Annotated in this window: 28 protein-coding genes; 26 read left to right on the top strand and 2 right to left on the bottom strand. The window is 56.6% G+C overall.

Going from position 1 to position 20,451, the window contains the following annotated elements:
- The first annotated feature begins 101 nt into the window (after positions 1–101).
- The 9 genes from PCA10_RS14335 to PCA10_RS14290 all read left to right on the top strand — a co-directional run bounded on the left by PCA10_RS14335 (position 102) and on the right by PCA10_RS14290 (position 6,664).
- Positions 102–1,241, top strand: a complete 1,140-nt coding sequence (locus tag PCA10_RS14335; protein WP_016492798.1) for a phage/plasmid replication domain-containing protein — start codon at positions 102–104, stop codon at positions 1,239–1,241.
- Positions 1,238–1,477 (top strand): hypothetical protein, encoded by a 240-nt coding sequence (locus PCA10_RS14330; protein ID WP_016492797.1) that lies wholly within the window; start codon positions 1,238–1,240, stop codon positions 1,475–1,477. The genes PCA10_RS14335 and PCA10_RS14330 overlap by 4 nt, the downstream gene beginning before the upstream one ends.
- 182 nt (positions 1,478–1,659) lie before the next feature.
- Positions 1,660–1,962, top strand: a complete 303-nt coding sequence (locus PCA10_RS14325; RefSeq protein ID WP_016492795.1) for a hypothetical protein — start codon at positions 1,660–1,662, stop codon at positions 1,960–1,962.
- Between the two features lie 277 nt (positions 1,963–2,239).
- Complete coding sequence (locus tag PCA10_RS31145; protein ID WP_016492794.1) at positions 2,240–2,374, top strand: hypothetical protein; 135 nt, start codon at positions 2,240–2,242, stop codon at positions 2,372–2,374.
- A gap of 121 nt (positions 2,375–2,495) precedes the next feature.
- Complete coding sequence (locus PCA10_RS14315) at positions 2,496–3,905, top strand: hypothetical protein (RefSeq protein ID WP_016492793.1); 1,410 nt, start codon at positions 2,496–2,498, stop codon at positions 3,903–3,905.
- 1 nt (position 3,906) lies between these two features.
- Entirely contained in the window at positions 3,907–4,245 is a 339-nt protein-coding gene (locus PCA10_RS14310; RefSeq protein ID WP_016492792.1) for a DUF2523 family protein, read from the top strand.
- A gap of 2 nt (positions 4,246–4,247) precedes the next feature.
- Complete coding sequence (locus PCA10_RS29250; protein WP_016492791.1) at positions 4,248–5,390, top strand: zonular occludens toxin domain-containing protein; 1,143 nt, start codon at positions 4,248–4,250, stop codon at positions 5,388–5,390.
- 432 nt (positions 5,391–5,822) lie between these two features.
- On the top strand, positions 5,823–6,059 hold the full coding sequence (locus PCA10_RS29630; protein WP_016492801.1) for a hypothetical protein: 237 nt from the start codon (positions 5,823–5,825) through the stop codon (positions 6,057–6,059).
- 311 nt (positions 6,060–6,370) lie between these two features.
- The gene (locus PCA10_RS14290; RefSeq protein ID WP_016492800.1) at positions 6,371–6,664 is read left to right on the top strand and encodes a hypothetical protein; all 294 of its coding nucleotides are present in this window, start codon (positions 6,371–6,373) and stop codon (positions 6,662–6,664) included.
- Positions 6,665–6,737: 73 nt separating this feature from the next.
- Here the strand turns inward: PCA10_RS14290 and PCA10_RS14285 are convergent, their stop codons facing one another.
- Positions 6,738–6,929: a hypothetical protein gene (locus PCA10_RS14285; protein WP_016492799.1), complete on the bottom strand. Its 192-nt coding sequence runs from the start codon at positions 6,927–6,929 to the stop codon at positions 6,738–6,740.
- A 142-nt stretch (positions 6,930–7,071) separates the two neighbouring features.
- Here PCA10_RS14285 and PCA10_RS14280 point away from each other — a divergent pair, with 142 nt between their 5' ends.
- The 9 genes from PCA10_RS14280 to PCA10_RS14235 all read left to right on the top strand — a co-directional run bounded on the left by PCA10_RS14280 (position 7,072) and on the right by PCA10_RS14235 (position 13,634).
- The gene (locus PCA10_RS14280; protein WP_016492798.1) at positions 7,072–8,211 is read left to right on the top strand and encodes a phage/plasmid replication domain-containing protein; all 1,140 of its coding nucleotides are present in this window, start codon (positions 7,072–7,074) and stop codon (positions 8,209–8,211) included.
- Positions 8,208–8,447, top strand: a complete 240-nt coding sequence (locus PCA10_RS14275; protein WP_016492797.1) for a hypothetical protein — start codon at positions 8,208–8,210, stop codon at positions 8,445–8,447. Before PCA10_RS14280 ends, PCA10_RS14275 begins: the two co-directional genes overlap by 4 nt.
- Before the next feature lie 182 nt (positions 8,448–8,629).
- Positions 8,630–8,932: a hypothetical protein gene (locus PCA10_RS14270; protein WP_016492795.1), complete on the top strand. Its 303-nt coding sequence runs from the start codon at positions 8,630–8,632 to the stop codon at positions 8,930–8,932.
- A gap of 277 nt (positions 8,933–9,209) precedes the next feature.
- The gene (locus tag PCA10_RS31140) at positions 9,210–9,344 is read left to right on the top strand and encodes a hypothetical protein (RefSeq protein WP_016492794.1); all 135 of its coding nucleotides are present in this window, start codon (positions 9,210–9,212) and stop codon (positions 9,342–9,344) included.
- Positions 9,345–9,465: 121 nt separating this feature from the next.
- Positions 9,466–10,875, top strand: coding sequence for a hypothetical protein (locus tag PCA10_RS14260; protein WP_016492793.1), 1,410 nt, complete (start codon positions 9,466–9,468; stop codon positions 10,873–10,875).
- 1 nt (position 10,876) lies between these two features.
- The gene (locus tag PCA10_RS14255; RefSeq protein ID WP_016492792.1) at positions 10,877–11,215 is read left to right on the top strand and encodes a DUF2523 family protein; all 339 of its coding nucleotides are present in this window, start codon (positions 10,877–10,879) and stop codon (positions 11,213–11,215) included.
- A gap of 2 nt (positions 11,216–11,217) precedes the next feature.
- Entirely contained in the window at positions 11,218–12,360 is a 1,143-nt protein-coding gene (locus tag PCA10_RS29245) for a zonular occludens toxin domain-containing protein (RefSeq protein WP_016492791.1), read from the top strand.
- Between the two features lie 432 nt (positions 12,361–12,792).
- A complete protein-coding gene (locus PCA10_RS29620) occupies positions 12,793–13,029 on the top strand; it encodes a hypothetical protein (protein WP_016492801.1) in 237 nt (78 codons plus the stop codon).
- A 311-nt stretch (positions 13,030–13,340) separates the two neighbouring features.
- Positions 13,341–13,634 (top strand): hypothetical protein, encoded by a 294-nt coding sequence (locus PCA10_RS14235; RefSeq protein ID WP_016492800.1) that lies wholly within the window; start codon positions 13,341–13,343, stop codon positions 13,632–13,634.
- Between the two features lie 73 nt (positions 13,635–13,707).
- On the opposite strand, the gene PCA10_RS14230 is transcribed toward PCA10_RS14235, so the two are convergent.
- On the bottom strand, positions 13,708–13,899 hold the full coding sequence (locus PCA10_RS14230) for a hypothetical protein (protein WP_016492799.1): 192 nt from the start codon (positions 13,897–13,899) through the stop codon (positions 13,708–13,710).
- A gap of 142 nt (positions 13,900–14,041) precedes the next feature.
- On the opposite strand from PCA10_RS14230, the gene PCA10_RS14225 reads away from it, so the two are divergent.
- The 8 genes from PCA10_RS14225 (at position 14,042) to PCA10_RS14185 (ending at position 20,451) form a co-directional block, all read left to right on the top strand.
- Positions 14,042–15,181, top strand: coding sequence for a phage/plasmid replication domain-containing protein (locus tag PCA10_RS14225; protein ID WP_016492798.1), 1,140 nt, complete (start codon positions 14,042–14,044; stop codon positions 15,179–15,181).
- Entirely contained in the window at positions 15,178–15,417 is a 240-nt protein-coding gene (locus PCA10_RS14220; RefSeq protein WP_016492797.1) for a hypothetical protein, read from the top strand. The genes PCA10_RS14225 and PCA10_RS14220 overlap by 4 nt, the downstream gene beginning before the upstream one ends.
- Positions 15,418–15,599: 182 nt before the next feature.
- On the top strand, positions 15,600–15,902 hold the full coding sequence (locus PCA10_RS14215; protein ID WP_016492795.1) for a hypothetical protein: 303 nt from the start codon (positions 15,600–15,602) through the stop codon (positions 15,900–15,902).
- A 277-nt stretch (positions 15,903–16,179) separates the two neighbouring features.
- Positions 16,180–16,314, top strand: coding sequence for a hypothetical protein (locus tag PCA10_RS31135; protein WP_016492794.1), 135 nt, complete (start codon positions 16,180–16,182; stop codon positions 16,312–16,314).
- A 121-nt stretch (positions 16,315–16,435) separates the two neighbouring features.
- A complete protein-coding gene (locus tag PCA10_RS14205) occupies positions 16,436–17,845 on the top strand; it encodes a hypothetical protein (protein ID WP_016492793.1) in 1,410 nt (469 codons plus the stop codon).
- Between the two features lies 1 nt (position 17,846).
- Complete coding sequence (locus PCA10_RS14200; protein ID WP_016492792.1) at positions 17,847–18,185, top strand: DUF2523 family protein; 339 nt, start codon at positions 17,847–17,849, stop codon at positions 18,183–18,185.
- 2 nt (positions 18,186–18,187) lie between these two features.
- Positions 18,188–19,330, top strand: coding sequence for a zonular occludens toxin domain-containing protein (locus PCA10_RS29240; protein ID WP_016492791.1), 1,143 nt, complete (start codon positions 18,188–18,190; stop codon positions 19,328–19,330).
- An 821-nt stretch (positions 19,331–20,151) separates the two neighbouring features.
- Positions 20,152–20,451: a BPSL0761 family protein gene (locus tag PCA10_RS14185; RefSeq protein WP_016492789.1), complete on the top strand. Its 300-nt coding sequence runs from the start codon at positions 20,152–20,154 to the stop codon at positions 20,449–20,451.

The raw sequence follows: 20,451 nt of genomic DNA, 5'->3' as shown, positions 1-20,451 counted from the left end.
CACGTGTTGCATTGTGATTTGTGATTCATGTATAAAGCACCGAAAGATCATTTGTGATTTTGCAACACGGTCACAAGTGACGTCTCTTTCGAGGTGCACGGATGTTCATCGACTGGCTTAGCGTTACTCAGGAGCACAACCACGACCTTCCGGTCGTGTGTGACGTGTTCACGCTGACCATCGATGCCAACACTCATGAGGTGCTCAGCACCCGCCAGCCCTGGTTCAAGCATGAGGGAAGCTACTCAACCTCGATCAGTATTAGCGTCCAGGGACGAAAGGTTCGCGTTGAAGGCAACCCCAGCAAGATCGACCGCCTCGACAACCTGTTCGGTTACGAAACGATTGAGCAGTGCATCGCGGTCTACAACCGCCTGCTTGCTGAATACGGACTGCCGCCATTCACCCGCTGCACTCAGGTTTCTCTGCGCGATGGCGCTTCCGGTGCCCGTGCTGGTGATTGGGTTTCGGATGGTTGCACCGTCGAGCGTATCGACCTGACCACAAACGTCGCTGTAGGGGAGGGCAACGTACTCGCTTACTTGCGCGGCCTCTCAACTCAACGAATCGGCCACTCGGTTGGCTATCTGTTCCCCAACGGCCGTACGGTCGATTGGACAGCTGGCGGCAAGAGAAAAGGGGGCGTGCGCCTCCAGTACCGCAAGGCCTACGACAAGGGCTTTGAAATGGCGGAACACGCCCGCCCGCGCATCCTGCGCATGTTTGGCGAGCAATCGCCGGAGCTGGCCTACATCGACCAGCTGATTTCCTACTGCAACCAGCATGGCGTTGTGCGGCAAGAACAGGAGCTCAAGCAAGAGTTCCTGGCTCGCGAAGGTCTTCGCTACTGGGGCCTGTTCAACGAATCCCGTCTCCGCACCATTCACGACGAATTCCTCGCGGTGGACAACAAGCTGAAGGTAACGGCCATGGACCTCGTAACCATCTCTGGGCAATTGCTCGCTGAGGGCATTGTCACTAGCACTTATGCCGCCAACATGACCGCGATGGTTGCGATCAATTGGAGCAACGGTCAGCCCTTCGACAAGGACAACCGCTCGCTCCAGAAGCATCGTGCACGCCTCCGCCAGATCGGTATCGATATCGCCAACCCCTGCGATACCAGCCGCTTCACGCCGGTCATCGTCCGCCAGGCTCGCGAAGTCACGAAGGTCTACGACCTGCCGATCCCCGCTTGGTATCGCCGTCCTGCTGGTCACCTGCAACTGGTGGCGGCATGAGAACCGTCAGCTTCCAGGGCACCGGCCTGAGCCATTCCCAGCGCCTGCGTATGGACCAGCAACAGGCGATTGCCCGTAGCTTCATCAATCCGATTCTCCAGGCCCAGGTCGACCAGACCATTCGCACCCTGGACGAGCGGAAAGAGCAGGGCGCCAAGTCCGAAAAAGTCTGGTTCCTGGACTACGAGGAAAAGGGCACTCCGTGTGTCGCTGAAATGGCGGGGTACACCCTGTGATTGCCGCCATCGTAGACCTGATCGTCGTCCTGATCCTGGGCGTCCTGGCCATCCACGCGCTGGGCGTGTGGGCCCGTTCTCCAGCTGCTCCGCGCAGCCCCAAATACCCCGCTGCTGGGAACCTCCCTCGACAGCACATTCCAGGGCAATTCCGCCCGATCACTAGCAAGAGGATTTAACCCATGCCGTTCGTATTCCTGGGCATCACCCGCGACGCTGGCACTTCGAAGAACACTCAGAAGCCTTACGACATCTGTCAGCTGCACTACGCCGACGACGCCAGCAACACCAGTCGTCCCGATCGCAAAGCCGCTGTCGGTCTGGAGGGCAAAACCATCGCTTGCAGCCCTGACGTGATCCTGAAATTCCAGCAGCTGCCGCCGCTGTCGGTGGTCAATTTCGAGTTCGAGCCGGACCCCCGAAGCATGGAGCGCAACCGTGTTTGCGGCTTCAAGTTGGTCAAGCAGTCCGAACAGGCCGCCTGATCATGGCCACCTGTCCCGAGTGCGGAGAAGAGTCCGCCCTGGACGACTGGGATCTGAGCTTCATTGACGGCGAACTTGAATGTCCGGCGTGCAATGAGTCGGTTCCAGAAGATGAACTTGGGGACGATTAAATGCCCGAGTCTCTAACAACTTTGACGGTTGACGGAGTTATTACCGTGTATACCGCAGGTTTCATGCTCACAGTCGCTGGTTGGGCTTTGGGCTGGAAAATAGGCGTCATTATCGGCGTCATTCGCAAACTCTGAGGAGAAACAAAATGGATGCAATCTTCGCTGCTGTAGACCTCGCTGAAGTCGCTACCTGGGTAGCTGCCACTGGCGTTCTGGTGATCGGTATTACCATGGCGTTCAAGGGCATCGACCTGGGCAAGCGCGGCGTCAAAAAGGCCTAAGTTGGCCAGGGGAGGGGATAGCAATATCCCCTCTAAACCTTATGGAACAATTAGCGATTACCCCGGCGGATATAGCCATGCTCGCTTACTCGCTGGTGTTTATCGGCGGAGTGATTGGCGGATGGGCATTTGTTATCGGTATGCAGCAGCGCTAATCGCGCTGTTTGTTTTCTCCCCCGCTGCGCTCGCAACGCAGCGCGTCAAAGTTGACCCCTATATCAAGGCCGGCCCTGGTTACACAGCGGCAACTGGCTCTGTTACCGGTTATGTGCCGACCAAATCCAATCAGGACTTGTTACTTGAAGCTGAGCGAAAAGGCTGGCTTGGCAATGGTTCTGCAAAAACTCCTGTGACGGTAAAGCCGAAGGTCAAAGTCCCTATTTCTGGTGTTGCTGGAAAGTTGAAGAACCTCGTCAAACTCAATCCGGCCCAGGTGATGCTTCACGCTGCGACTACTGCTGCTGTTAATTCTGTCGGCTGGGTGATGGATGAGGGTTCTAAGACAATTAAGAAAGAGGTCAAGAACTACGAAAACGCGCCGATCGCGACGTTTTACTGGCGGGGTGCTCCGGAGACTGGGGTTTATGTCTATGGCGTATCGGCTACGGCGGCTTGCCAGCAATTCGTGGGTTACAAGCCTCAGTGGTTGTCCCTTATTGGCGTCGAGTCGGTTAGTGCCACCGTAAAGAACTGCCGTCTTCAGAGTACGGGTGGTCCTTTCCTTATGAGCATCAATCGTTTTGGCACCTGTACTGCGCCGTACGTGTTAGACGGTGATCAGTGCCGTCGTGAATCTGGTACTACGAAGGTGGACCTGCAGGAATCTGACTATGCCTCCCTGGACCCGGTGATCACGGCCGCGACAGCCGGTTTCATCCGCGACATCCTCCAGCAGTCCTGTGAAGGGTCGTTGAACCCGCAGGGCTGCTATGACGATCTTCAGAAGCAAGCGCCTCCAGCTGTTAGTGGCCCGGCATCTGTTGCTGGTCCGGCTTCCTCAACTACTGGTACGTATACAAAGCCTGACGGCACTCCCGGAACGACTTCCAGCACAACCACCACGAATTACAATATTCGTTACGGTGATAATTATTTTGACTACGACACCGTAACTAATACCGCTAATTATAAGGACGGCGTGAAAGACTCCGAGGAATCGACTACGGATTCCGGCACTCCAGAAGAGAACCCAGAAGAGGATAATCCGGAAGAAGAGCAATATAGTTTCCAAGATTCGGACCTTCCGGAAATCGAGCCGTTCTATGAACAGAAGTATCCGGATGGCATGCAAGGTGTCTGGAGTGATGCTAAGGCTGATTTCGAGAACAGCGAATTTGTGTCGTTCATGCAGTCGTTTGTCCCGAGCTTCTCTGGTAGCTGTCCGAGTTGGTCAATGAACTTTGCGATTGGCGCTCTGGCTAACTTCGGCACTATTCCTTTTCAGAGTCTCTGTTACATATTTGATTTCATCAAAGTCATCATGCTTGTGACGGCAGTATTCACTTGCCGCGCAATTATCTTTGGAGGCTGATATGGGCGGAATCTTCCAATTCTTTACTTCGCTACTGGCCAAGATATCGGCTGTTGCTAGCTGGTTGCTCGCCCTGGTCAAGCGGGTTTTCGATGACCTTTGGAACATCGTTACAGATGCGGCCTGCTGGGTGTTTGAGGGGCTTCTTGGTGTTGCTTCGTCTGCGTTGTCGGGGATTGATGCGCCGTTCAATCCGCAGACCTACTACGGACTGATTCCGGCTGAGGTCGGCAACATGCTCGGCGTGATCGGTGTTAGCCAGGCCCTGGCCATGATCGTTGCGGCCCTGCTGATTCGCTTCCTGCTGCAAACCATCCCGTTCGTTCGCTGGGGTTCCTGATCATGATTAACCTGTTGCTTGGCCAGCCTGGTGGCGGCAAATCCTATGAATCGGTGGCGTTCCATGTGATCCCGGCCGTGGTGCAGCAGGGGAGGAAAGTCATCACGAACCTGCCCCTTCGCCTGGATATGTGGGAACACTTCTTCCCCGGCTCGACGAAGCTGATCGAGATCCGCGGGAACTACCAGTTCGACGGCAAGCTACATCGGCCATTCAGCCGCGTTGAGGATTTCGGCGACACCTGGCGCAAGGACCTCGGCGACGGCAACGAACTCGGTCCGCTGTACATCATCGACGAATGCCACAAGTCGTTTCCCTTCAAGGGCACGCCGGTAGCAGTCGAGGAGTGGTTTGCCGAGCATCGTCACGAGGGTGCTGACGTGCTGCTGATTACCCAGTCGTACGGCAAAATCAGCTCGGCCATTCGTGACCTGGTGCAAGTGGTTTACCGCTGCAAAAAGGCTACGGCGTTCGGCAGTAATGAGAAATACATCCGCAAGGTTCAGGACGGTCTACGCGGCGAGGTGGTCAACACCTCGGTTCGTGAATACGAGTCCAAGTATTTCCCGCTCTACAAGTCGCACACGAAGAGCAACGGTGCGGTGCTGGAAGCGATGGCGAATGACATTGTGCCGCTGTGGAAACGCTGGCCGTTCAAGGGTGCGGCTATCTGCGTCGTGCTGTTCCTGTCGATCGTGGCCTACCAGCTGCTCAAGGATGACAAGAAAAAGCTGCCTCCGGCGCCGGCGAAGCCGGTTCAGGTTCAGCACCAGGAACAACCTGCGTCTCAGCCGCTGATGCCTGTGGCGCCAGCTGCCGATACGGCCCAGCCTCGCGGCCCTGAGCAGAAGATGCACCCGTACCAGGGCCTGTCTATGCACCTCCAGGCGCTGCTTAAGGGCAAACGCACTAGGGAAGGTGTCGAGGAGGATTTCCTGGGCGGCTACGTCACCATTGCGCAGAACGGCCAGGCCATCCGTCGCGTATCGTTCGATGACCTGCGTACCGCTGGCTACGAGATCGTCTACGAGTCCGCTACAGTCATCAGCCTGACGTACAAGGGCGTTGATGTCGGATTCGTCGTTGCCGACCTGCCGACTACTGGACTTGCTTCGAAAGTGGCTACAGCCGGCGTGACGAACTGATCGGATCGGGAGGGCTCCCGCTTGCGGGAGGGACCCGATCCGGGAAGGCATCCCGCCACCTGCAACACCTCAACGAACAACCCAATTGGTTGCCAGCTCGCCAAGGCCGGTGGCCGGCAGACTTGCCCTCGTAGTTGTTGCTGATAACCTTCGGCGACGATCAAACGAGGGTTTTTTATGGGCATGCAGGACAGGGATTGGTATCGGCAGGAGCTTAGGGAAAAGCGATATGAGGAGTATCAGCGCCAGGTTATCCCGATACCGACTGAGGACAAGCCTGTGCGACGCCAAATCGGTTCCGGCGTTTGGCTGCTTTTGGTCATGGTGATCGCCATCGTTCTTACCTTAGGCTTCGCATAATGGATGGCCTTATGTTGAGCTTCGTCTGGAAGATGCCTCCGGCTCCAGGCGGCGCGTAACATAGGGCCGATTATGCGCAAGCCCGACCCCCTCGAAATTCCGCAACACCTCATCAATCAAGCGCGGCTGTACGCTCCAGGGCGTACCGACCTCGATGCCGTCTGCCATCTGCTCGCCGAATACCCGAATCTCGCCTCTGAGGTGCGAAAGCTGCGTTCTCGCGTGGCTGAGCTGGATCGGGAGGGTGCTGACTTCGATTCGCGCCTGGAAGCATTGCAGGCGGCCTGTAGGGCGATTCTGGACCTGTGACGTAACGCCCCTCAGGAGCACGTCCGCGAGCATTGCGCCCGCCGCCGCTGAAAACTCCCTTCGCGCCATGATTACCCCTCGGGTGCCCACTGCGGCGCTACACAAAGCACGCCGTGGAGGCCATCTTCGGGCCTTCAACGCTCCGAGGAAAAAACTCGCCCATCTAGCCCGGCCGTCGTGGCGCATATGGTCGGGCCCGCTCTAATTCGGGCATTTCAAACCCCAGCAAACCCCTTCATGGGAGGTTCGGGGGATGTTTCTAAGCCCCTGTTTAGCGACAGTTGGGCCGTCATCAACAAGGAGTCACCTACATGAATGTTCTCAGCCTGAGCCACTTCCAGCAGCAAGCCGAATCCATCGCCAAACTGATCGCTGTAGGTGATCCCTACGGCCCCCTTGGCGAGGAACGCGAAACGAATCGGATGCTTGCTGAGGCAGGTATGGAAGGCGGCTGGACCGTCGATTGCTACCGCAATTGGTTCGCTGGTTTTCTGCGCTGTGCGCGTCGAATGCAGGTGATTTCGCCTGCTCAGGAATCCGATCTCTACGAGATCGTTCAATCGGCTGCCGAGCTGTACTGGTATCAGCACGGAAAGGGCGCCTGAGACGCCCGGTCGGGGTGGGGGTGCTGTTACACCCCCACTTTACCGCACGATCGCGCGGTGATTGTCCCAGCGACTAGTCCCTTCCAAGGACGGCTTCTTTGTACGCCTTGATGTCCTGAGCGCTTAGGTTGCTCAGGTGTTTCCACAGCAGCGCCCCGAGCAGGTCGGACTCTTTAACGTCCTCCTTGGTCTCCACGATCATCTTGATCCGCTTGCTCTGTAGCGCTTCTACAGCCTCATCCCGCAGACGATATGTTTTGGCCATGTGCCACCATCACGTGTGATTTCCGACGAGTATCATTTTTGCACGTGTTGCATTGTGATTTGTGATTCATGTATAAAGCACCGAAAGATCATTTGTGATTTTGCAACACGGTCACAAGTGACGTCTCTTTCGAGGTGCACGGATGTTCATCGACTGGCTTAGCGTTACTCAGGAGCACAACCACGACCTTCCGGTCGTGTGTGACGTGTTCACGCTGACCATCGATGCCAACACTCATGAGGTGCTCAGCACCCGCCAGCCCTGGTTCAAGCATGAGGGAAGCTACTCAACCTCGATCAGTATTAGCGTCCAGGGACGAAAGGTTCGCGTTGAAGGCAACCCCAGCAAGATCGACCGCCTCGACAACCTGTTCGGTTACGAAACGATTGAGCAGTGCATCGCGGTCTACAACCGCCTGCTTGCTGAATACGGACTGCCGCCATTCACCCGCTGCACTCAGGTTTCTCTGCGCGATGGCGCTTCCGGTGCCCGTGCTGGTGATTGGGTTTCGGATGGTTGCACCGTCGAGCGTATCGACCTGACCACAAACGTCGCTGTAGGGGAGGGCAACGTACTCGCTTACTTGCGCGGCCTCTCAACTCAACGAATCGGCCACTCGGTTGGCTATCTGTTCCCCAACGGCCGTACGGTCGATTGGACAGCTGGCGGCAAGAGAAAAGGGGGCGTGCGCCTCCAGTACCGCAAGGCCTACGACAAGGGCTTTGAAATGGCGGAACACGCCCGCCCGCGCATCCTGCGCATGTTTGGCGAGCAATCGCCGGAGCTGGCCTACATCGACCAGCTGATTTCCTACTGCAACCAGCATGGCGTTGTGCGGCAAGAACAGGAGCTCAAGCAAGAGTTCCTGGCTCGCGAAGGTCTTCGCTACTGGGGCCTGTTCAACGAATCCCGTCTCCGCACCATTCACGACGAATTCCTCGCGGTGGACAACAAGCTGAAGGTAACGGCCATGGACCTCGTAACCATCTCTGGGCAATTGCTCGCTGAGGGCATTGTCACTAGCACTTATGCCGCCAACATGACCGCGATGGTTGCGATCAATTGGAGCAACGGTCAGCCCTTCGACAAGGACAACCGCTCGCTCCAGAAGCATCGTGCACGCCTCCGCCAGATCGGTATCGATATCGCCAACCCCTGCGATACCAGCCGCTTCACGCCGGTCATCGTCCGCCAGGCTCGCGAAGTCACGAAGGTCTACGACCTGCCGATCCCCGCTTGGTATCGCCGTCCTGCTGGTCACCTGCAACTGGTGGCGGCATGAGAACCGTCAGCTTCCAGGGCACCGGCCTGAGCCATTCCCAGCGCCTGCGTATGGACCAGCAACAGGCGATTGCCCGTAGCTTCATCAATCCGATTCTCCAGGCCCAGGTCGACCAGACCATTCGCACCCTGGACGAGCGGAAAGAGCAGGGCGCCAAGTCCGAAAAAGTCTGGTTCCTGGACTACGAGGAAAAGGGCACTCCGTGTGTCGCTGAAATGGCGGGGTACACCCTGTGATTGCCGCCATCGTAGACCTGATCGTCGTCCTGATCCTGGGCGTCCTGGCCATCCACGCGCTGGGCGTGTGGGCCCGTTCTCCAGCTGCTCCGCGCAGCCCCAAATACCCCGCTGCTGGGAACCTCCCTCGACAGCACATTCCAGGGCAATTCCGCCCGATCACTAGCAAGAGGATTTAACCCATGCCGTTCGTATTCCTGGGCATCACCCGCGACGCTGGCACTTCGAAGAACACTCAGAAGCCTTACGACATCTGTCAGCTGCACTACGCCGACGACGCCAGCAACACCAGTCGTCCCGATCGCAAAGCCGCTGTCGGTCTGGAGGGCAAAACCATCGCTTGCAGCCCTGACGTGATCCTGAAATTCCAGCAGCTGCCGCCGCTGTCGGTGGTCAATTTCGAGTTCGAGCCGGACCCCCGAAGCATGGAGCGCAACCGTGTTTGCGGCTTCAAGTTGGTCAAGCAGTCCGAACAGGCCGCCTGATCATGGCCACCTGTCCCGAGTGCGGAGAAGAGTCCGCCCTGGACGACTGGGATCTGAGCTTCATTGACGGCGAACTTGAATGTCCGGCGTGCAATGAGTCGGTTCCAGAAGATGAACTTGGGGACGATTAAATGCCCGAGTCTCTAACAACTTTGACGGTTGACGGAGTTATTACCGTGTATACCGCAGGTTTCATGCTCACAGTCGCTGGTTGGGCTTTGGGCTGGAAAATAGGCGTCATTATCGGCGTCATTCGCAAACTCTGAGGAGAAACAAAATGGATGCAATCTTCGCTGCTGTAGACCTCGCTGAAGTCGCTACCTGGGTAGCTGCCACTGGCGTTCTGGTGATCGGTATTACCATGGCGTTCAAGGGCATCGACCTGGGCAAGCGCGGCGTCAAAAAGGCCTAAGTTGGCCAGGGGAGGGGATAGCAATATCCCCTCTAAACCTTATGGAACAATTAGCGATTACCCCGGCGGATATAGCCATGCTCGCTTACTCGCTGGTGTTTATCGGCGGAGTGATTGGCGGATGGGCATTTGTTATCGGTATGCAGCAGCGCTAATCGCGCTGTTTGTTTTCTCCCCCGCTGCGCTCGCAACGCAGCGCGTCAAAGTTGACCCCTATATCAAGGCCGGCCCTGGTTACACAGCGGCAACTGGCTCTGTTACCGGTTATGTGCCGACCAAATCCAATCAGGACTTGTTACTTGAAGCTGAGCGAAAAGGCTGGCTTGGCAATGGTTCTGCAAAAACTCCTGTGACGGTAAAGCCGAAGGTCAAAGTCCCTATTTCTGGTGTTGCTGGAAAGTTGAAGAACCTCGTCAAACTCAATCCGGCCCAGGTGATGCTTCACGCTGCGACTACTGCTGCTGTTAATTCTGTCGGCTGGGTGATGGATGAGGGTTCTAAGACAATTAAGAAAGAGGTCAAGAACTACGAAAACGCGCCGATCGCGACGTTTTACTGGCGGGGTGCTCCGGAGACTGGGGTTTATGTCTATGGCGTATCGGCTACGGCGGCTTGCCAGCAATTCGTGGGTTACAAGCCTCAGTGGTTGTCCCTTATTGGCGTCGAGTCGGTTAGTGCCACCGTAAAGAACTGCCGTCTTCAGAGTACGGGTGGTCCTTTCCTTATGAGCATCAATCGTTTTGGCACCTGTACTGCGCCGTACGTGTTAGACGGTGATCAGTGCCGTCGTGAATCTGGTACTACGAAGGTGGACCTGCAGGAATCTGACTATGCCTCCCTGGACCCGGTGATCACGGCCGCGACAGCCGGTTTCATCCGCGACATCCTCCAGCAGTCCTGTGAAGGGTCGTTGAACCCGCAGGGCTGCTATGACGATCTTCAGAAGCAAGCGCCTCCAGCTGTTAGTGGCCCGGCATCTGTTGCTGGTCCGGCTTCCTCAACTACTGGTACGTATACAAAGCCTGACGGCACTCCCGGAACGACTTCCAGCACAACCACCACGAATTACAATATTCGTTACGGTGATAATTATTTTGACTACGACACCGTAACTAATACCGCTAATTATAAGGACGGCGTGAAAGACTCCGAGGAATCGACTACGGATTCCGGCACTCCAGAAGAGAACCCAGAAGAGGATAATCCGGAAGAAGAGCAATATAGTTTCCAAGATTCGGACCTTCCGGAAATCGAGCCGTTCTATGAACAGAAGTATCCGGATGGCATGCAAGGTGTCTGGAGTGATGCTAAGGCTGATTTCGAGAACAGCGAATTTGTGTCGTTCATGCAGTCGTTTGTCCCGAGCTTCTCTGGTAGCTGTCCGAGTTGGTCAATGAACTTTGCGATTGGCGCTCTGGCTAACTTCGGCACTATTCCTTTTCAGAGTCTCTGTTACATATTTGATTTCATCAAAGTCATCATGCTTGTGACGGCAGTATTCACTTGCCGCGCAATTATCTTTGGAGGCTGATATGGGCGGAATCTTCCAATTCTTTACTTCGCTACTGGCCAAGATATCGGCTGTTGCTAGCTGGTTGCTCGCCCTGGTCAAGCGGGTTTTCGATGACCTTTGGAACATCGTTACAGATGCGGCCTGCTGGGTGTTTGAGGGGCTTCTTGGTGTTGCTTCGTCTGCGTTGTCGGGGATTGATGCGCCGTTCAATCCGCAGACCTACTACGGACTGATTCCGGCTGAGGTCGGCAACATGCTCGGCGTGATCGGTGTTAGCCAGGCCCTGGCCATGATCGTTGCGGCCCTGCTGATTCGCTTCCTGCTGCAAACCATCCCGTTCGTTCGCTGGGGTTCCTGATCATGATTAACCTGTTGCTTGGCCAGCCTGGTGGCGGCAAATCCTATGAATCGGTGGCGTTCCATGTGATCCCGGCCGTGGTGCAGCAGGGGAGGAAAGTCATCACGAACCTGCCCCTTCGCCTGGATATGTGGGAACACTTCTTCCCCGGCTCGACGAAGCTGATCGAGATCCGCGGGAACTACCAGTTCGACGGCAAGCTACATCGGCCATTCAGCCGCGTTGAGGATTTCGGCGACACCTGGCGCAAGGACCTCGGCGACGGCAACGAACTCGGTCCGCTGTACATCATCGACGAATGCCACAAGTCGTTTCCCTTCAAGGGCACGCCGGTAGCAGTCGAGGAGTGGTTTGCCGAGCATCGTCACGAGGGTGCTGACGTGCTGCTGATTACCCAGTCGTACGGCAAAATCAGCTCGGCCATTCGTGACCTGGTGCAAGTGGTTTACCGCTGCAAAAAGGCTACGGCGTTCGGCAGTAATGAGAAATACATCCGCAAGGTTCAGGACGGTCTACGCGGCGAGGTGGTCAACACCTCGGTTCGTGAATACGAGTCCAAGTATTTCCCGCTCTACAAGTCGCACACGAAGAGCAACGGTGCGGTGCTGGAAGCGATGGCGAATGACATTGTGCCGCTGTGGAAACGCTGGCCGTTCAAGGGTGCGGCTATCTGCGTCGTGCTGTTCCTGTCGATCGTGGCCTACCAGCTGCTCAAGGATGACAAGAAAAAGCTGCCTCCGGCGCCGGCGAAGCCGGTTCAGGTTCAGCACCAGGAACAACCTGCGTCTCAGCCGCTGATGCCTGTGGCGCCAGCTGCCGATACGGCCCAGCCTCGCGGCCCTGAGCAGAAGATGCACCCGTACCAGGGCCTGTCTATGCACCTCCAGGCGCTGCTTAAGGGCAAACGCACTAGGGAAGGTGTCGAGGAGGATTTCCTGGGCGGCTACGTCACCATTGCGCAGAACGGCCAGGCCATCCGTCGCGTATCGTTCGATGACCTGCGTACCGCTGGCTACGAGATCGTCTACGAGTCCGCTACAGTCATCAGCCTGACGTACAAGGGCGTTGATGTCGGATTCGTCGTTGCCGACCTGCCGACTACTGGACTTGCTTCGAAAGTGGCTACAGCCGGCGTGACGAACTGATCGGATCGGGAGGGCTCCCGCTTGCGGGAGGGACCCGATCCGGGAAGGCATCCCGCCACCTGCAACACCTCAACGAACAACCCAATTGGTTGCCAGCTCGCCAAGGCCGGTGGCCGGCAGACTTGCCCTCGTAGTTGTTGCTGATAACCTTCGGCGACGATCAAACGAGGGTTTTTTATGGGCATGCAGGACAGGGATTGGTATCGGCAGGAGCTTAGGGAAAAGCGATATGAGGAGTATCAGCGCCAGGTTATCCCGATACCGACTGAGGACAAGCCTGTGCGACGCCAAATCGGTTCCGGCGTTTGGCTGCTTTTGGTCATGGTGATCGCCATCGTTCTTACCTTAGGCTTCGCATAATGGATGGCCTTATGTTGAGCTTCGTCTGGAAGATGCCTCCGGCTCCAGGCGGCGCGTAACATAGGGCCGATTATGCGCAAGCCCGACCCCCTCGAAATTCCGCAACACCTCATCAATCAAGCGCGGCTGTACGCTCCAGGGCGTACCGACCTCGATGCCGTCTGCCATCTGCTCGCCGAATACCCGAATCTCGCCTCTGAGGTGCGAAAGCTGCGTTCTCGCGTGGCTGAGCTGGATCGGGAGGGTGCTGACTTCGATTCGCGCCTGGAAGCATTGCAGGCGGCCTGTAGGGCGATTCTGGACCTGTGACGTAACGCCCCTCAGGAGCACGTCCGCGAGCATTGCGCCCGCCGCCGCTGAAAACTCCCTTCGCGCCATGATTACCCCTCGGGTGCCCACTGCGGCGCTACACAAAGCACGCCGTGGAGGCCATCTTCGGGCCTTCAACGCTCCGAGGAAAAAACTCGCCCATCTAGCCCGGCCGTCGTGGCGCATATGGTCGGGCCCGCTCTAATTCGGGCATTTCAAACCCCAGCAAACCCCTTCATGGGAGGTTCGGGGGATGTTTCTAAGCCCCTGTTTAGCGACAGTTGGGCCGTCATCAACAAGGAGTCACCTACATGAATGTTCTCAGCCTGAGCCACTTCCAGCAGCAAGCCGAATCCATCGCCAAACTGATCGCTGTAGGTGATCCCTACGGCCCCCTTGGCGAGGAACGCGAAACGAATCGGATGCTTGCTGAGGCAGGTATGGAAGGCGGCTGGACCGTCGATTGCTACCGCAATTGGTTCGCTGGTTTTCTGCGCTGTGCGCGTCGAATGCAGGTGATTTCGCCTGCTCAGGAATCCGATCTCTACGAGATCGTTCAATCGGCTGCCGAGCTGTACTGGTATCAGCACGGAAAGGGCGCCTGAGACGCCCGGTCGGGGTGGGGGTGCTGTTACACCCCCACTTTACCGCACGATCGCGCGGTGATTGTCCCAGCGACTAGTCCCTTCCAAGGACGGCTTCTTTGTACGCCTTGATGTCCTGAGCGCTTAGGTTGCTCAGGTGTTTCCACAGCAGCGCCCCGAGCAGGTCGGACTCTTTAACGTCCTCCTTGGTCTCCACGATCATCTTGATCCGCTTGCTCTGTAGCGCTTCTACAGCCTCATCCCGCAGACGATATGTTTTGGCCATGTGCCACCATCACGTGTGATTTCCGACGAGTATCATTTTTGCACGTGTTGCATTGTGATTTGTGATTCATGTATAAAGCACCGAAAGATCATTTGTGATTTTGCAACACGGTCACAAGTGACGTCTCTTTCGAGGTGCACGGATGTTCATCGACTGGCTTAGCGTTACTCAGGAGCACAACCACGACCTTCCGGTCGTGTGTGACGTGTTCACGCTGACCATCGATGCCAACACTCATGAGGTGCTCAGCACCCGCCAGCCCTGGTTCAAGCATGAGGGAAGCTACTCAACCTCGATCAGTATTAGCGTCCAGGGACGAAAGGTTCGCGTTGAAGGCAACCCCAGCAAGATCGACCGCCTCGACAACCTGTTCGGTTACGAAACGATTGAGCAGTGCATCGCGGTCTACAACCGCCTGCTTGCTGAATACGGACTGCCGCCATTCACCCGCTGCACTCAGGTTTCTCTGCGCGATGGCGCTTCCGGTGCCCGTGCTGGTGATTGGGTTTCGGATGGTTGCACCGTCGAGCGTATCGACCTGACCACAAACGTCGCTGTAGGGGAGGGCAACGTACTCGCTTACTTGCGCGGCCTCTCAACTCAACGAATCGGCCACTCGGTTGGCTATCTGTTCCCCAACGGCCGTACGGTCGATTGGACAGCTGGCGGCAAGAGAAAAGGGGGCGTGCGCCTCCAGTACCGCAAGGCCTACGACAAGGGCTTTGAAATGGCGGAACACGCCCGCCCGCGCATCCTGCGCATGTTTGGCGAGCAATCGCCGGAGCTGGCCTACATCGACCAGCTGATTTCCTACTGCAACCAGCATGGCGTTGTGCGGCAAGAACAGGAGCTCAAGCAAGAGTTCCTGGCTCGCGAAGGTCTTCGCTACTGGGGCCTGTTCAACGAATCCCGTCTCCGCACCATTCACGACGAATTCCTCGCGGTGGACAACAAGCTGAAGGTAACGGCCATGGACCTCGTAACCATCTCTGGGCAATTGCTCGCTGAGGGCATTGTCACTAGCACTTATGCCGCCAACATGACCGCGATGGTTGCGATCAATTGGAGCAACGGTCAGCCCTTCGACAAGGACAACCGCTCGCTCCAGAAGCATCGTGCACGCCTCCGCCAGATCGGTATCGATATCGCCAACCCCTGCGATACCAGCCGCTTCACGCCGGTCATCGTCCGCCAGGCTCGCGAAGTCACGAAGGTCTACGACCTGCCGATCCCCGCTTGGTATCGCCGTCCTGCTGGTCACCTGCAACTGGTGGCGGCATGAGAACCGTCAGCTTCCAGGGCACCGGCCTGAGCCATTCCCAGCGCCTGCGTATGGACCAGCAACAGGCGATTGCCCGTAGCTTCATCAATCCGATTCTCCAGGCCCAGGTCGACCAGACCATTCGCACCCTGGACGAGCGGAAAGAGCAGGGCGCCAAGTCCGAAAAAGTCTGGTTCCTGGACTACGAGGAAAAGGGCACTCCGTGTGTCGCTGAAATGGCGGGGTACACCCTGTGATTGCCGCCATCGTAGACCTGATCGTCGTCCTGATCCTGGGCGTCCTGGCCATCCACGCGCTGGGCGTGTGGGCCCGTTCTCCAGCTGCTCCGCGCAGCCCCAAATACCCCGCTGCTGGGAACCTCCCTCGACAGCACATTCCAGGGCAATTCCGCCCGATCACTAGCAAGAGGATTTAACCCATGCCGTTCGTATTCCTGGGCATCACCCGCGACGCTGGCACTTCGAAGAACACTCAGAAGCCTTACGACATCTGTCAGCTGCACTACGCCGACGACGCCAGCAACACCAGTCGTCCCGATCGCAAAGCCGCTGTCGGTCTGGAGGGCAAAACCATCGCTTGCAGCCCTGACGTGATCCTGAAATTCCAGCAGCTGCCGCCGCTGTCGGTGGTCAATTTCGAGTTCGAGCCGGACCCCCGAAGCATGGAGCGCAACCGTGTTTGCGGCTTCAAGTTGGTCAAGCAGTCCGAACAGGCCGCCTGATCATGGCCACCTGTCCCGAGTGCGGAGAAGAGTCCGCCCTGGACGACTGGGATCTGAGCTTCATTGACGGCGAACTTGAATGTCCGGCGTGCAATGAGTCGGTTCCAGAAGATGAACTTGGGGACGATTAAATGCCCGAGTCTCTAACAACTTTGACGGTTGACGGAGTTATTACCGTGTATACCGCAGGTTTCATGCTCACAGTCGCTGGTTGGGCTTTGGGCTGGAAAATAGGCGTCATTATCGGCGTCATTCGCAAACTCTGAGGAGAAACAAAATGGATGCAATCTTCGCTGCTGTAGACCTCGCTGAAGTCGCTACCTGGGTAGCTGCCACTGGCGTTCTGGTGATCGGTATTACCATGGCGTTCAAGGGCATCGACCTGGGCAAGCGCGGCGTCAAAAAGGCCTAAGTTGGCCAGGGGAGGGGATAGCAATATCCCCTCTAAACCTTATGGAACAATTAGCGATTACCCCGGCGGATATAGCCATGCTCGCTTACTCGCTGGTGTTTATCGGCGGAGTGATTGGCGGATGGGCATTTGTTATCGGTATGCAGCAGCGCTAATCGCGCTGTTTGTTTTCTCCCCCGCTGCGCTCGCAACGCAGCGCGTCAAAGTTGACCCCTATATCAAGGCCGGCCCTGGTTACACAGCGGCAACTGGCTCTGTTACCGGTTATGTGCCGACCAAATCCAATCAGGACTTGTTACTTGAAGCTGAGCGAAAAGGCTGGCTTGGCAATGGTTCTGCAAAAACTCCTGTGACGGTAAAGCCGAAGGTCAAAGTCCCTATTTCTGGTGTTGCTGGAAAGTTGAAGAACCTCGTCAAACTCAATCCGGCCCAGGTGATGCTTCACGCTGCGACTACTGCTGCTGTTAATTCTGTCGGCTGGGTGATGGATGAGGGTTCTAAGACAATTAAGAAAGAGGTCAAGAACTACGAAAACGCGCCGATCGCGACGTTTTACTGGCGGGGTGCTCCGGAGACTGGGGTTTATGTCTATGGCGTATCGGCTACGGCGGCTTGCCAGCAATTCGTGGGTTACAAGCCTCAGTGGTTGTCCCTTATTGGCGTCGAGTCGGTTAGTGCCACCGTAAAGAACTGCCGTCTTCAGAGTACGGGTGGTCCTTTCCTTATGAGCATCAATCGTTTTGGCACCTGTACTGCGCCGTACGTGTTAGACGGTGATCAGTGCCGTCGTGAATCTGGTACTACGAAGGTGGACCTGCAGGAATCTGACTATGCCTCCCTGGACCCGGTGATCACGGCCGCGACAGCCGGTTTCATCCGCGACATCCTCCAGCAGTCCTGTGAAGGGTCGTTGAACCCGCAGGGCTGCTATGACGATCTTCAGAAGCAAGCGCCTCCAGCTGTTAGTGGCCCGGCATCTGTTGCTGGTCCGGCTTCCTCAACTACTGGTACGTATACAAAGCCTGACGGCACTCCCGGAACGACTTCCAGCACAACCACCACGAATTACAATATTCGTTACGGTGATAATTATTTTGACTACGACACCGTAACTAATACCGCTAATTATAAGGACGGCGTGAAAGACTCCGAGGAATCGACTACGGATTCCGGCACTCCAGAAGAGAACCCAGAAGAGGATAATCCGGAAGAAGAGCAATATAGTTTCCAAGATTCGGACCTTCCGGAAATCGAGCCGTTCTATGAACAGAAGTATCCGGATGGCATGCAAGGTGTCTGGAGTGATGCTAAGGCTGATTTCGAGAACAGCGAATTTGTGTCGTTCATGCAGTCGTTTGTCCCGAGCTTCTCTGGTAGCTGTCCGAGTTGGTCAATGAACTTTGCGATTGGCGCTCTGGCTAACTTCGGCACTATTCCTTTTCAGAGTCTCTGTTACATATTTGATTTCATCAAAGTCATCATGCTTGTGACGGCAGTATTCACTTGCCGCGCAATTATCTTTGGAGGCTGATATGGGCGGAATCTTCCAATTCTTTACTTCGCTACTGGCCAAGATATCGGCTGTTGCTAGCTGGTTGCTCGCCCTGGTCAAGCGGGTTTTCGATGACCTTTGGAACATCGTTACAGATGCGGCCTGCTGGGTGTTTGAGGGGCTTCTTGGTGTTGCTTCGTCTGCGTTGTCGGGGATTGATGCGCCGTTCAATCCGCAGACCTACTACGGACTGATTCCGGCTGAGGTCGGCAACATGCTCGGCGTGATCGGTGTTAGCCAGGCCCTGGCCATGATCGTTGCGGCCCTGCTGATTCGCTTCCTGCTGCAAACCATCCCGTTCGTTCGCTGGGGTTCCTGATCATGATTAACCTGTTGCTTGGCCAGCCTGGTGGCGGCAAATCCTATGAATCGGTGGCGTTCCATGTGATCCCGGCCGTGGTGCAGCAGGGGAGGAAAGTCATCACGAACCTGCCCCTTCGCCTGGATATGTGGGAACACTTCTTCCCCGGCTCGACGAAGCTGATCGAGATCCGCGGGAACTACCAGTTCGACGGCAAGCTACATCGGCCATTCAGCCGCGTTGAGGATTTCGGCGACACCTGGCGCAAGGACCTCGGCGACGGCAACGAACTCGGTCCGCTGTACATCATCGACGAATGCCACAAGTCGTTTCCCTTCAAGGGCACGCCGGTAGCAGTCGAGGAGTGGTTTGCCGAGCATCGTCACGAGGGTGCTGACGTGCTGCTGATTACCCAGTCGTACGGCAAAATCAGCTCGGCCATTCGTGACCTGGTGCAAGTGGTTTACCGCTGCAAAAAGGCTACGGCGTTCGGCAGTAATGAGAAATACATCCGCAAGGTTCAGGACGGTCTACGCGGCGAGGTGGTCAACACCTCGGTTCGTGAATACGAGTCCAAGTATTTCCCGCTCTACAAGTCGCACACGAAGAGCAACGGTGCGGTGCTGGAAGCGATGGCGAATGACATTGTGCCGCTGTGGAAACGCTGGCCGTTCAAGGGTGCGGCTATCTGCGTCGTGCTGTTCCTGTCGATCGTGGCCTACCAGCTGCTCAAGGATGACAAGAAAAAGCTGCCTCCGGCGCCGGCGAAGCCGGTTCAGGTTCAGCACCAGGAACAACCTGCGTCTCAGCCGCTGATGCCTGTGGCGCCAGCTGCCGATACGGCCCAGCCTCGCGGCCCTGAGCAGAAGATGCACCCGTACCAGGGCCTGTCTATGCACCTCCAGGCGCTGCTTAAGGGCAAACGCACTAGGGAAGGTGTCGAGGAGGATTTCCTGGGCGGCTACGTCACCATTGCGCAGAACGGCCAGGCCATCCGTCGCGTATCGTTCGATGACCTGCGTACCGCTGGCTACGAGATCGTCTACGAGTCCGCTACAGTCATCAGCCTGACGTACAAGGGCGTTGATGTCGGATTCGTCGTTGCCGACCTGCCGACTACTGGACTTGCTTCGAAAGTGGCTACAGCCGGCGTGACGAACTGATCGGATCGGGAGGGCTCCCGCTTGCGGGAGGGACCCGATCCGGGAAGGCATCCCGCCACCTGCAACACCTCAACGAACAACCCAATTGGTTGCCAGCTCGCCAAGGCCGGTGGCCGGCAGACTTGCCCTCGTAGTTGTTGCTGATAACCTTCGGCGACGATCAAACGAGGGTTTTTTATGGGCATGCAGGACAGGGATTGGTATCGGCAGGAGCTTAGGGAAAAGCGATATGAGGAGTATCAGCGCCAGGTTATCCCGATACCGACTGAGGACAAGCCTGTGCGACGCCAAATCGGTTCCGGCGTTTGGCTGCTTTTGGTCATGGTGATCGCCATCGTTCTTACCTTAGGCTTCGCATAATCTATATTATGTTAAACCAGATGCTATGTCATAGATGTTCATGAGTAGCTTAAGGCGCCCTGTCCTAAAGTTCTCTGAACTAAAGATTCACATTTTTGGGAACTACAGATTCACATTGGAAACGCCGACTCCGTTTTGAATCTGTAGTTCACGAATTGGCCGTTACTACCAGCTTTCCTCTCCATCGGCGCCACTCGACACATCCTGTTGCAATCCTCGTCAACGGCGCCGCGCACGTAGACGACCTACTCGCCCGGGATTAGCATGAGTTTGACCATGCCCCCCGTTTCGGGCCGAAGCTGCGTGCTGCATGCGAGGGTTTGGCGCGCCAGGTTTCGGAGAGATTCGCGCCGTAATTGAGCGTGCCGGTTGGGCCGATCTCTAGGCTCGATGTGTAAGCATCCGTGTAGCTCAGCTGCTGACTGGATCCGCGATCCAACTCCAGTGAGGGAGATTCCGATGTGACCGTGCCTTACGAGCGCACCAGAGCCGTAATCCAGACCGGTGAGTTCCTGAAACGACTGGAGCAAGATGTGTCGCTGAGCGAAGACATCCGCGGTATGGCAAATCAGCTTTTGCGGCATTACCCAAGCAAGGCGGAGGTGCTTTTGCAGGGACTGCTTGAAGAAAGTCGTCCGGCTGACGTGCGGATTTCACCCTTCTTTAGTTCCTCACCCACCTACCACCCGATGGAGCCCCCCATCGTGTCCCGAGTGTGGCGTAGCCTGCGCAGAAAGGTGGCGCTGTCGTTGTTCAGCTGA

Source organism: Pseudomonas resinovorans NBRC 106553, from assembly GCF_000412695.1.
In the GTDB taxonomy this organism is placed as follows: Bacteria; Pseudomonadota; Gammaproteobacteria; order Pseudomonadales; family Pseudomonadaceae; genus Metapseudomonas; species Metapseudomonas resinovorans_A.
The sequence above is the reverse complement of the archived record's forward strand: the minus strand, read 5'-3'. Positions and strand labels throughout refer to the sequence as shown.

Coding starts and splice junctions, on each gene's coding strand:
- PCA10_RS14335 (WP_016492798.1), top strand. CDS start 102: ATGTTCATCGACTGGCTTAGCGTTACTCAGGAGCACAACCACGACCTT.
- PCA10_RS14330 (WP_016492797.1), top strand. CDS start 1,238: ATGAGAACCGTCAGCTTCCAGGGCACCGGCCTGAGCCATTCCCAGCGC.
- PCA10_RS14325 (WP_016492795.1), top strand. CDS start 1,660: ATGCCGTTCGTATTCCTGGGCATCACCCGCGACGCTGGCACTTCGAAG.
- PCA10_RS31145 (WP_016492794.1), top strand. CDS start 2,240: ATGGATGCAATCTTCGCTGCTGTAGACCTCGCTGAAGTCGCTACCTGG.
- PCA10_RS14315 (WP_016492793.1), top strand. CDS start 2,496: ATGGGCATTTGTTATCGGTATGCAGCAGCGCTAATCGCGCTGTTTGTT.
- PCA10_RS14310 (WP_016492792.1), top strand. CDS start 3,907: ATGGGCGGAATCTTCCAATTCTTTACTTCGCTACTGGCCAAGATATCG.
- PCA10_RS29250 (WP_016492791.1), top strand. CDS start 4,248: ATGATTAACCTGTTGCTTGGCCAGCCTGGTGGCGGCAAATCCTATGAA.
- PCA10_RS29630 (WP_016492801.1), top strand. CDS start 5,823: ATGCGCAAGCCCGACCCCCTCGAAATTCCGCAACACCTCATCAATCAA.
- PCA10_RS14290 (WP_016492800.1), top strand. CDS start 6,371: ATGAATGTTCTCAGCCTGAGCCACTTCCAGCAGCAAGCCGAATCCATC.
- PCA10_RS14285 (WP_016492799.1), bottom strand. CDS start 6,929: ATGGCCAAAACATATCGTCTGCGGGATGAGGCTGTAGAAGCGCTACAG.
- PCA10_RS14280 (WP_016492798.1), top strand. CDS start 7,072: ATGTTCATCGACTGGCTTAGCGTTACTCAGGAGCACAACCACGACCTT.
- PCA10_RS14275 (WP_016492797.1), top strand. CDS start 8,208: ATGAGAACCGTCAGCTTCCAGGGCACCGGCCTGAGCCATTCCCAGCGC.
- PCA10_RS14270 (WP_016492795.1), top strand. CDS start 8,630: ATGCCGTTCGTATTCCTGGGCATCACCCGCGACGCTGGCACTTCGAAG.
- PCA10_RS31140 (WP_016492794.1), top strand. CDS start 9,210: ATGGATGCAATCTTCGCTGCTGTAGACCTCGCTGAAGTCGCTACCTGG.
- PCA10_RS14260 (WP_016492793.1), top strand. CDS start 9,466: ATGGGCATTTGTTATCGGTATGCAGCAGCGCTAATCGCGCTGTTTGTT.
- PCA10_RS14255 (WP_016492792.1), top strand. CDS start 10,877: ATGGGCGGAATCTTCCAATTCTTTACTTCGCTACTGGCCAAGATATCG.
- PCA10_RS29245 (WP_016492791.1), top strand. CDS start 11,218: ATGATTAACCTGTTGCTTGGCCAGCCTGGTGGCGGCAAATCCTATGAA.
- PCA10_RS29620 (WP_016492801.1), top strand. CDS start 12,793: ATGCGCAAGCCCGACCCCCTCGAAATTCCGCAACACCTCATCAATCAA.
- PCA10_RS14235 (WP_016492800.1), top strand. CDS start 13,341: ATGAATGTTCTCAGCCTGAGCCACTTCCAGCAGCAAGCCGAATCCATC.
- PCA10_RS14230 (WP_016492799.1), bottom strand. CDS start 13,899: ATGGCCAAAACATATCGTCTGCGGGATGAGGCTGTAGAAGCGCTACAG.
- PCA10_RS14225 (WP_016492798.1), top strand. CDS start 14,042: ATGTTCATCGACTGGCTTAGCGTTACTCAGGAGCACAACCACGACCTT.
- PCA10_RS14220 (WP_016492797.1), top strand. CDS start 15,178: ATGAGAACCGTCAGCTTCCAGGGCACCGGCCTGAGCCATTCCCAGCGC.
- PCA10_RS14215 (WP_016492795.1), top strand. CDS start 15,600: ATGCCGTTCGTATTCCTGGGCATCACCCGCGACGCTGGCACTTCGAAG.
- PCA10_RS31135 (WP_016492794.1), top strand. CDS start 16,180: ATGGATGCAATCTTCGCTGCTGTAGACCTCGCTGAAGTCGCTACCTGG.
- PCA10_RS14205 (WP_016492793.1), top strand. CDS start 16,436: ATGGGCATTTGTTATCGGTATGCAGCAGCGCTAATCGCGCTGTTTGTT.
- PCA10_RS14200 (WP_016492792.1), top strand. CDS start 17,847: ATGGGCGGAATCTTCCAATTCTTTACTTCGCTACTGGCCAAGATATCG.
- PCA10_RS29240 (WP_016492791.1), top strand. CDS start 18,188: ATGATTAACCTGTTGCTTGGCCAGCCTGGTGGCGGCAAATCCTATGAA.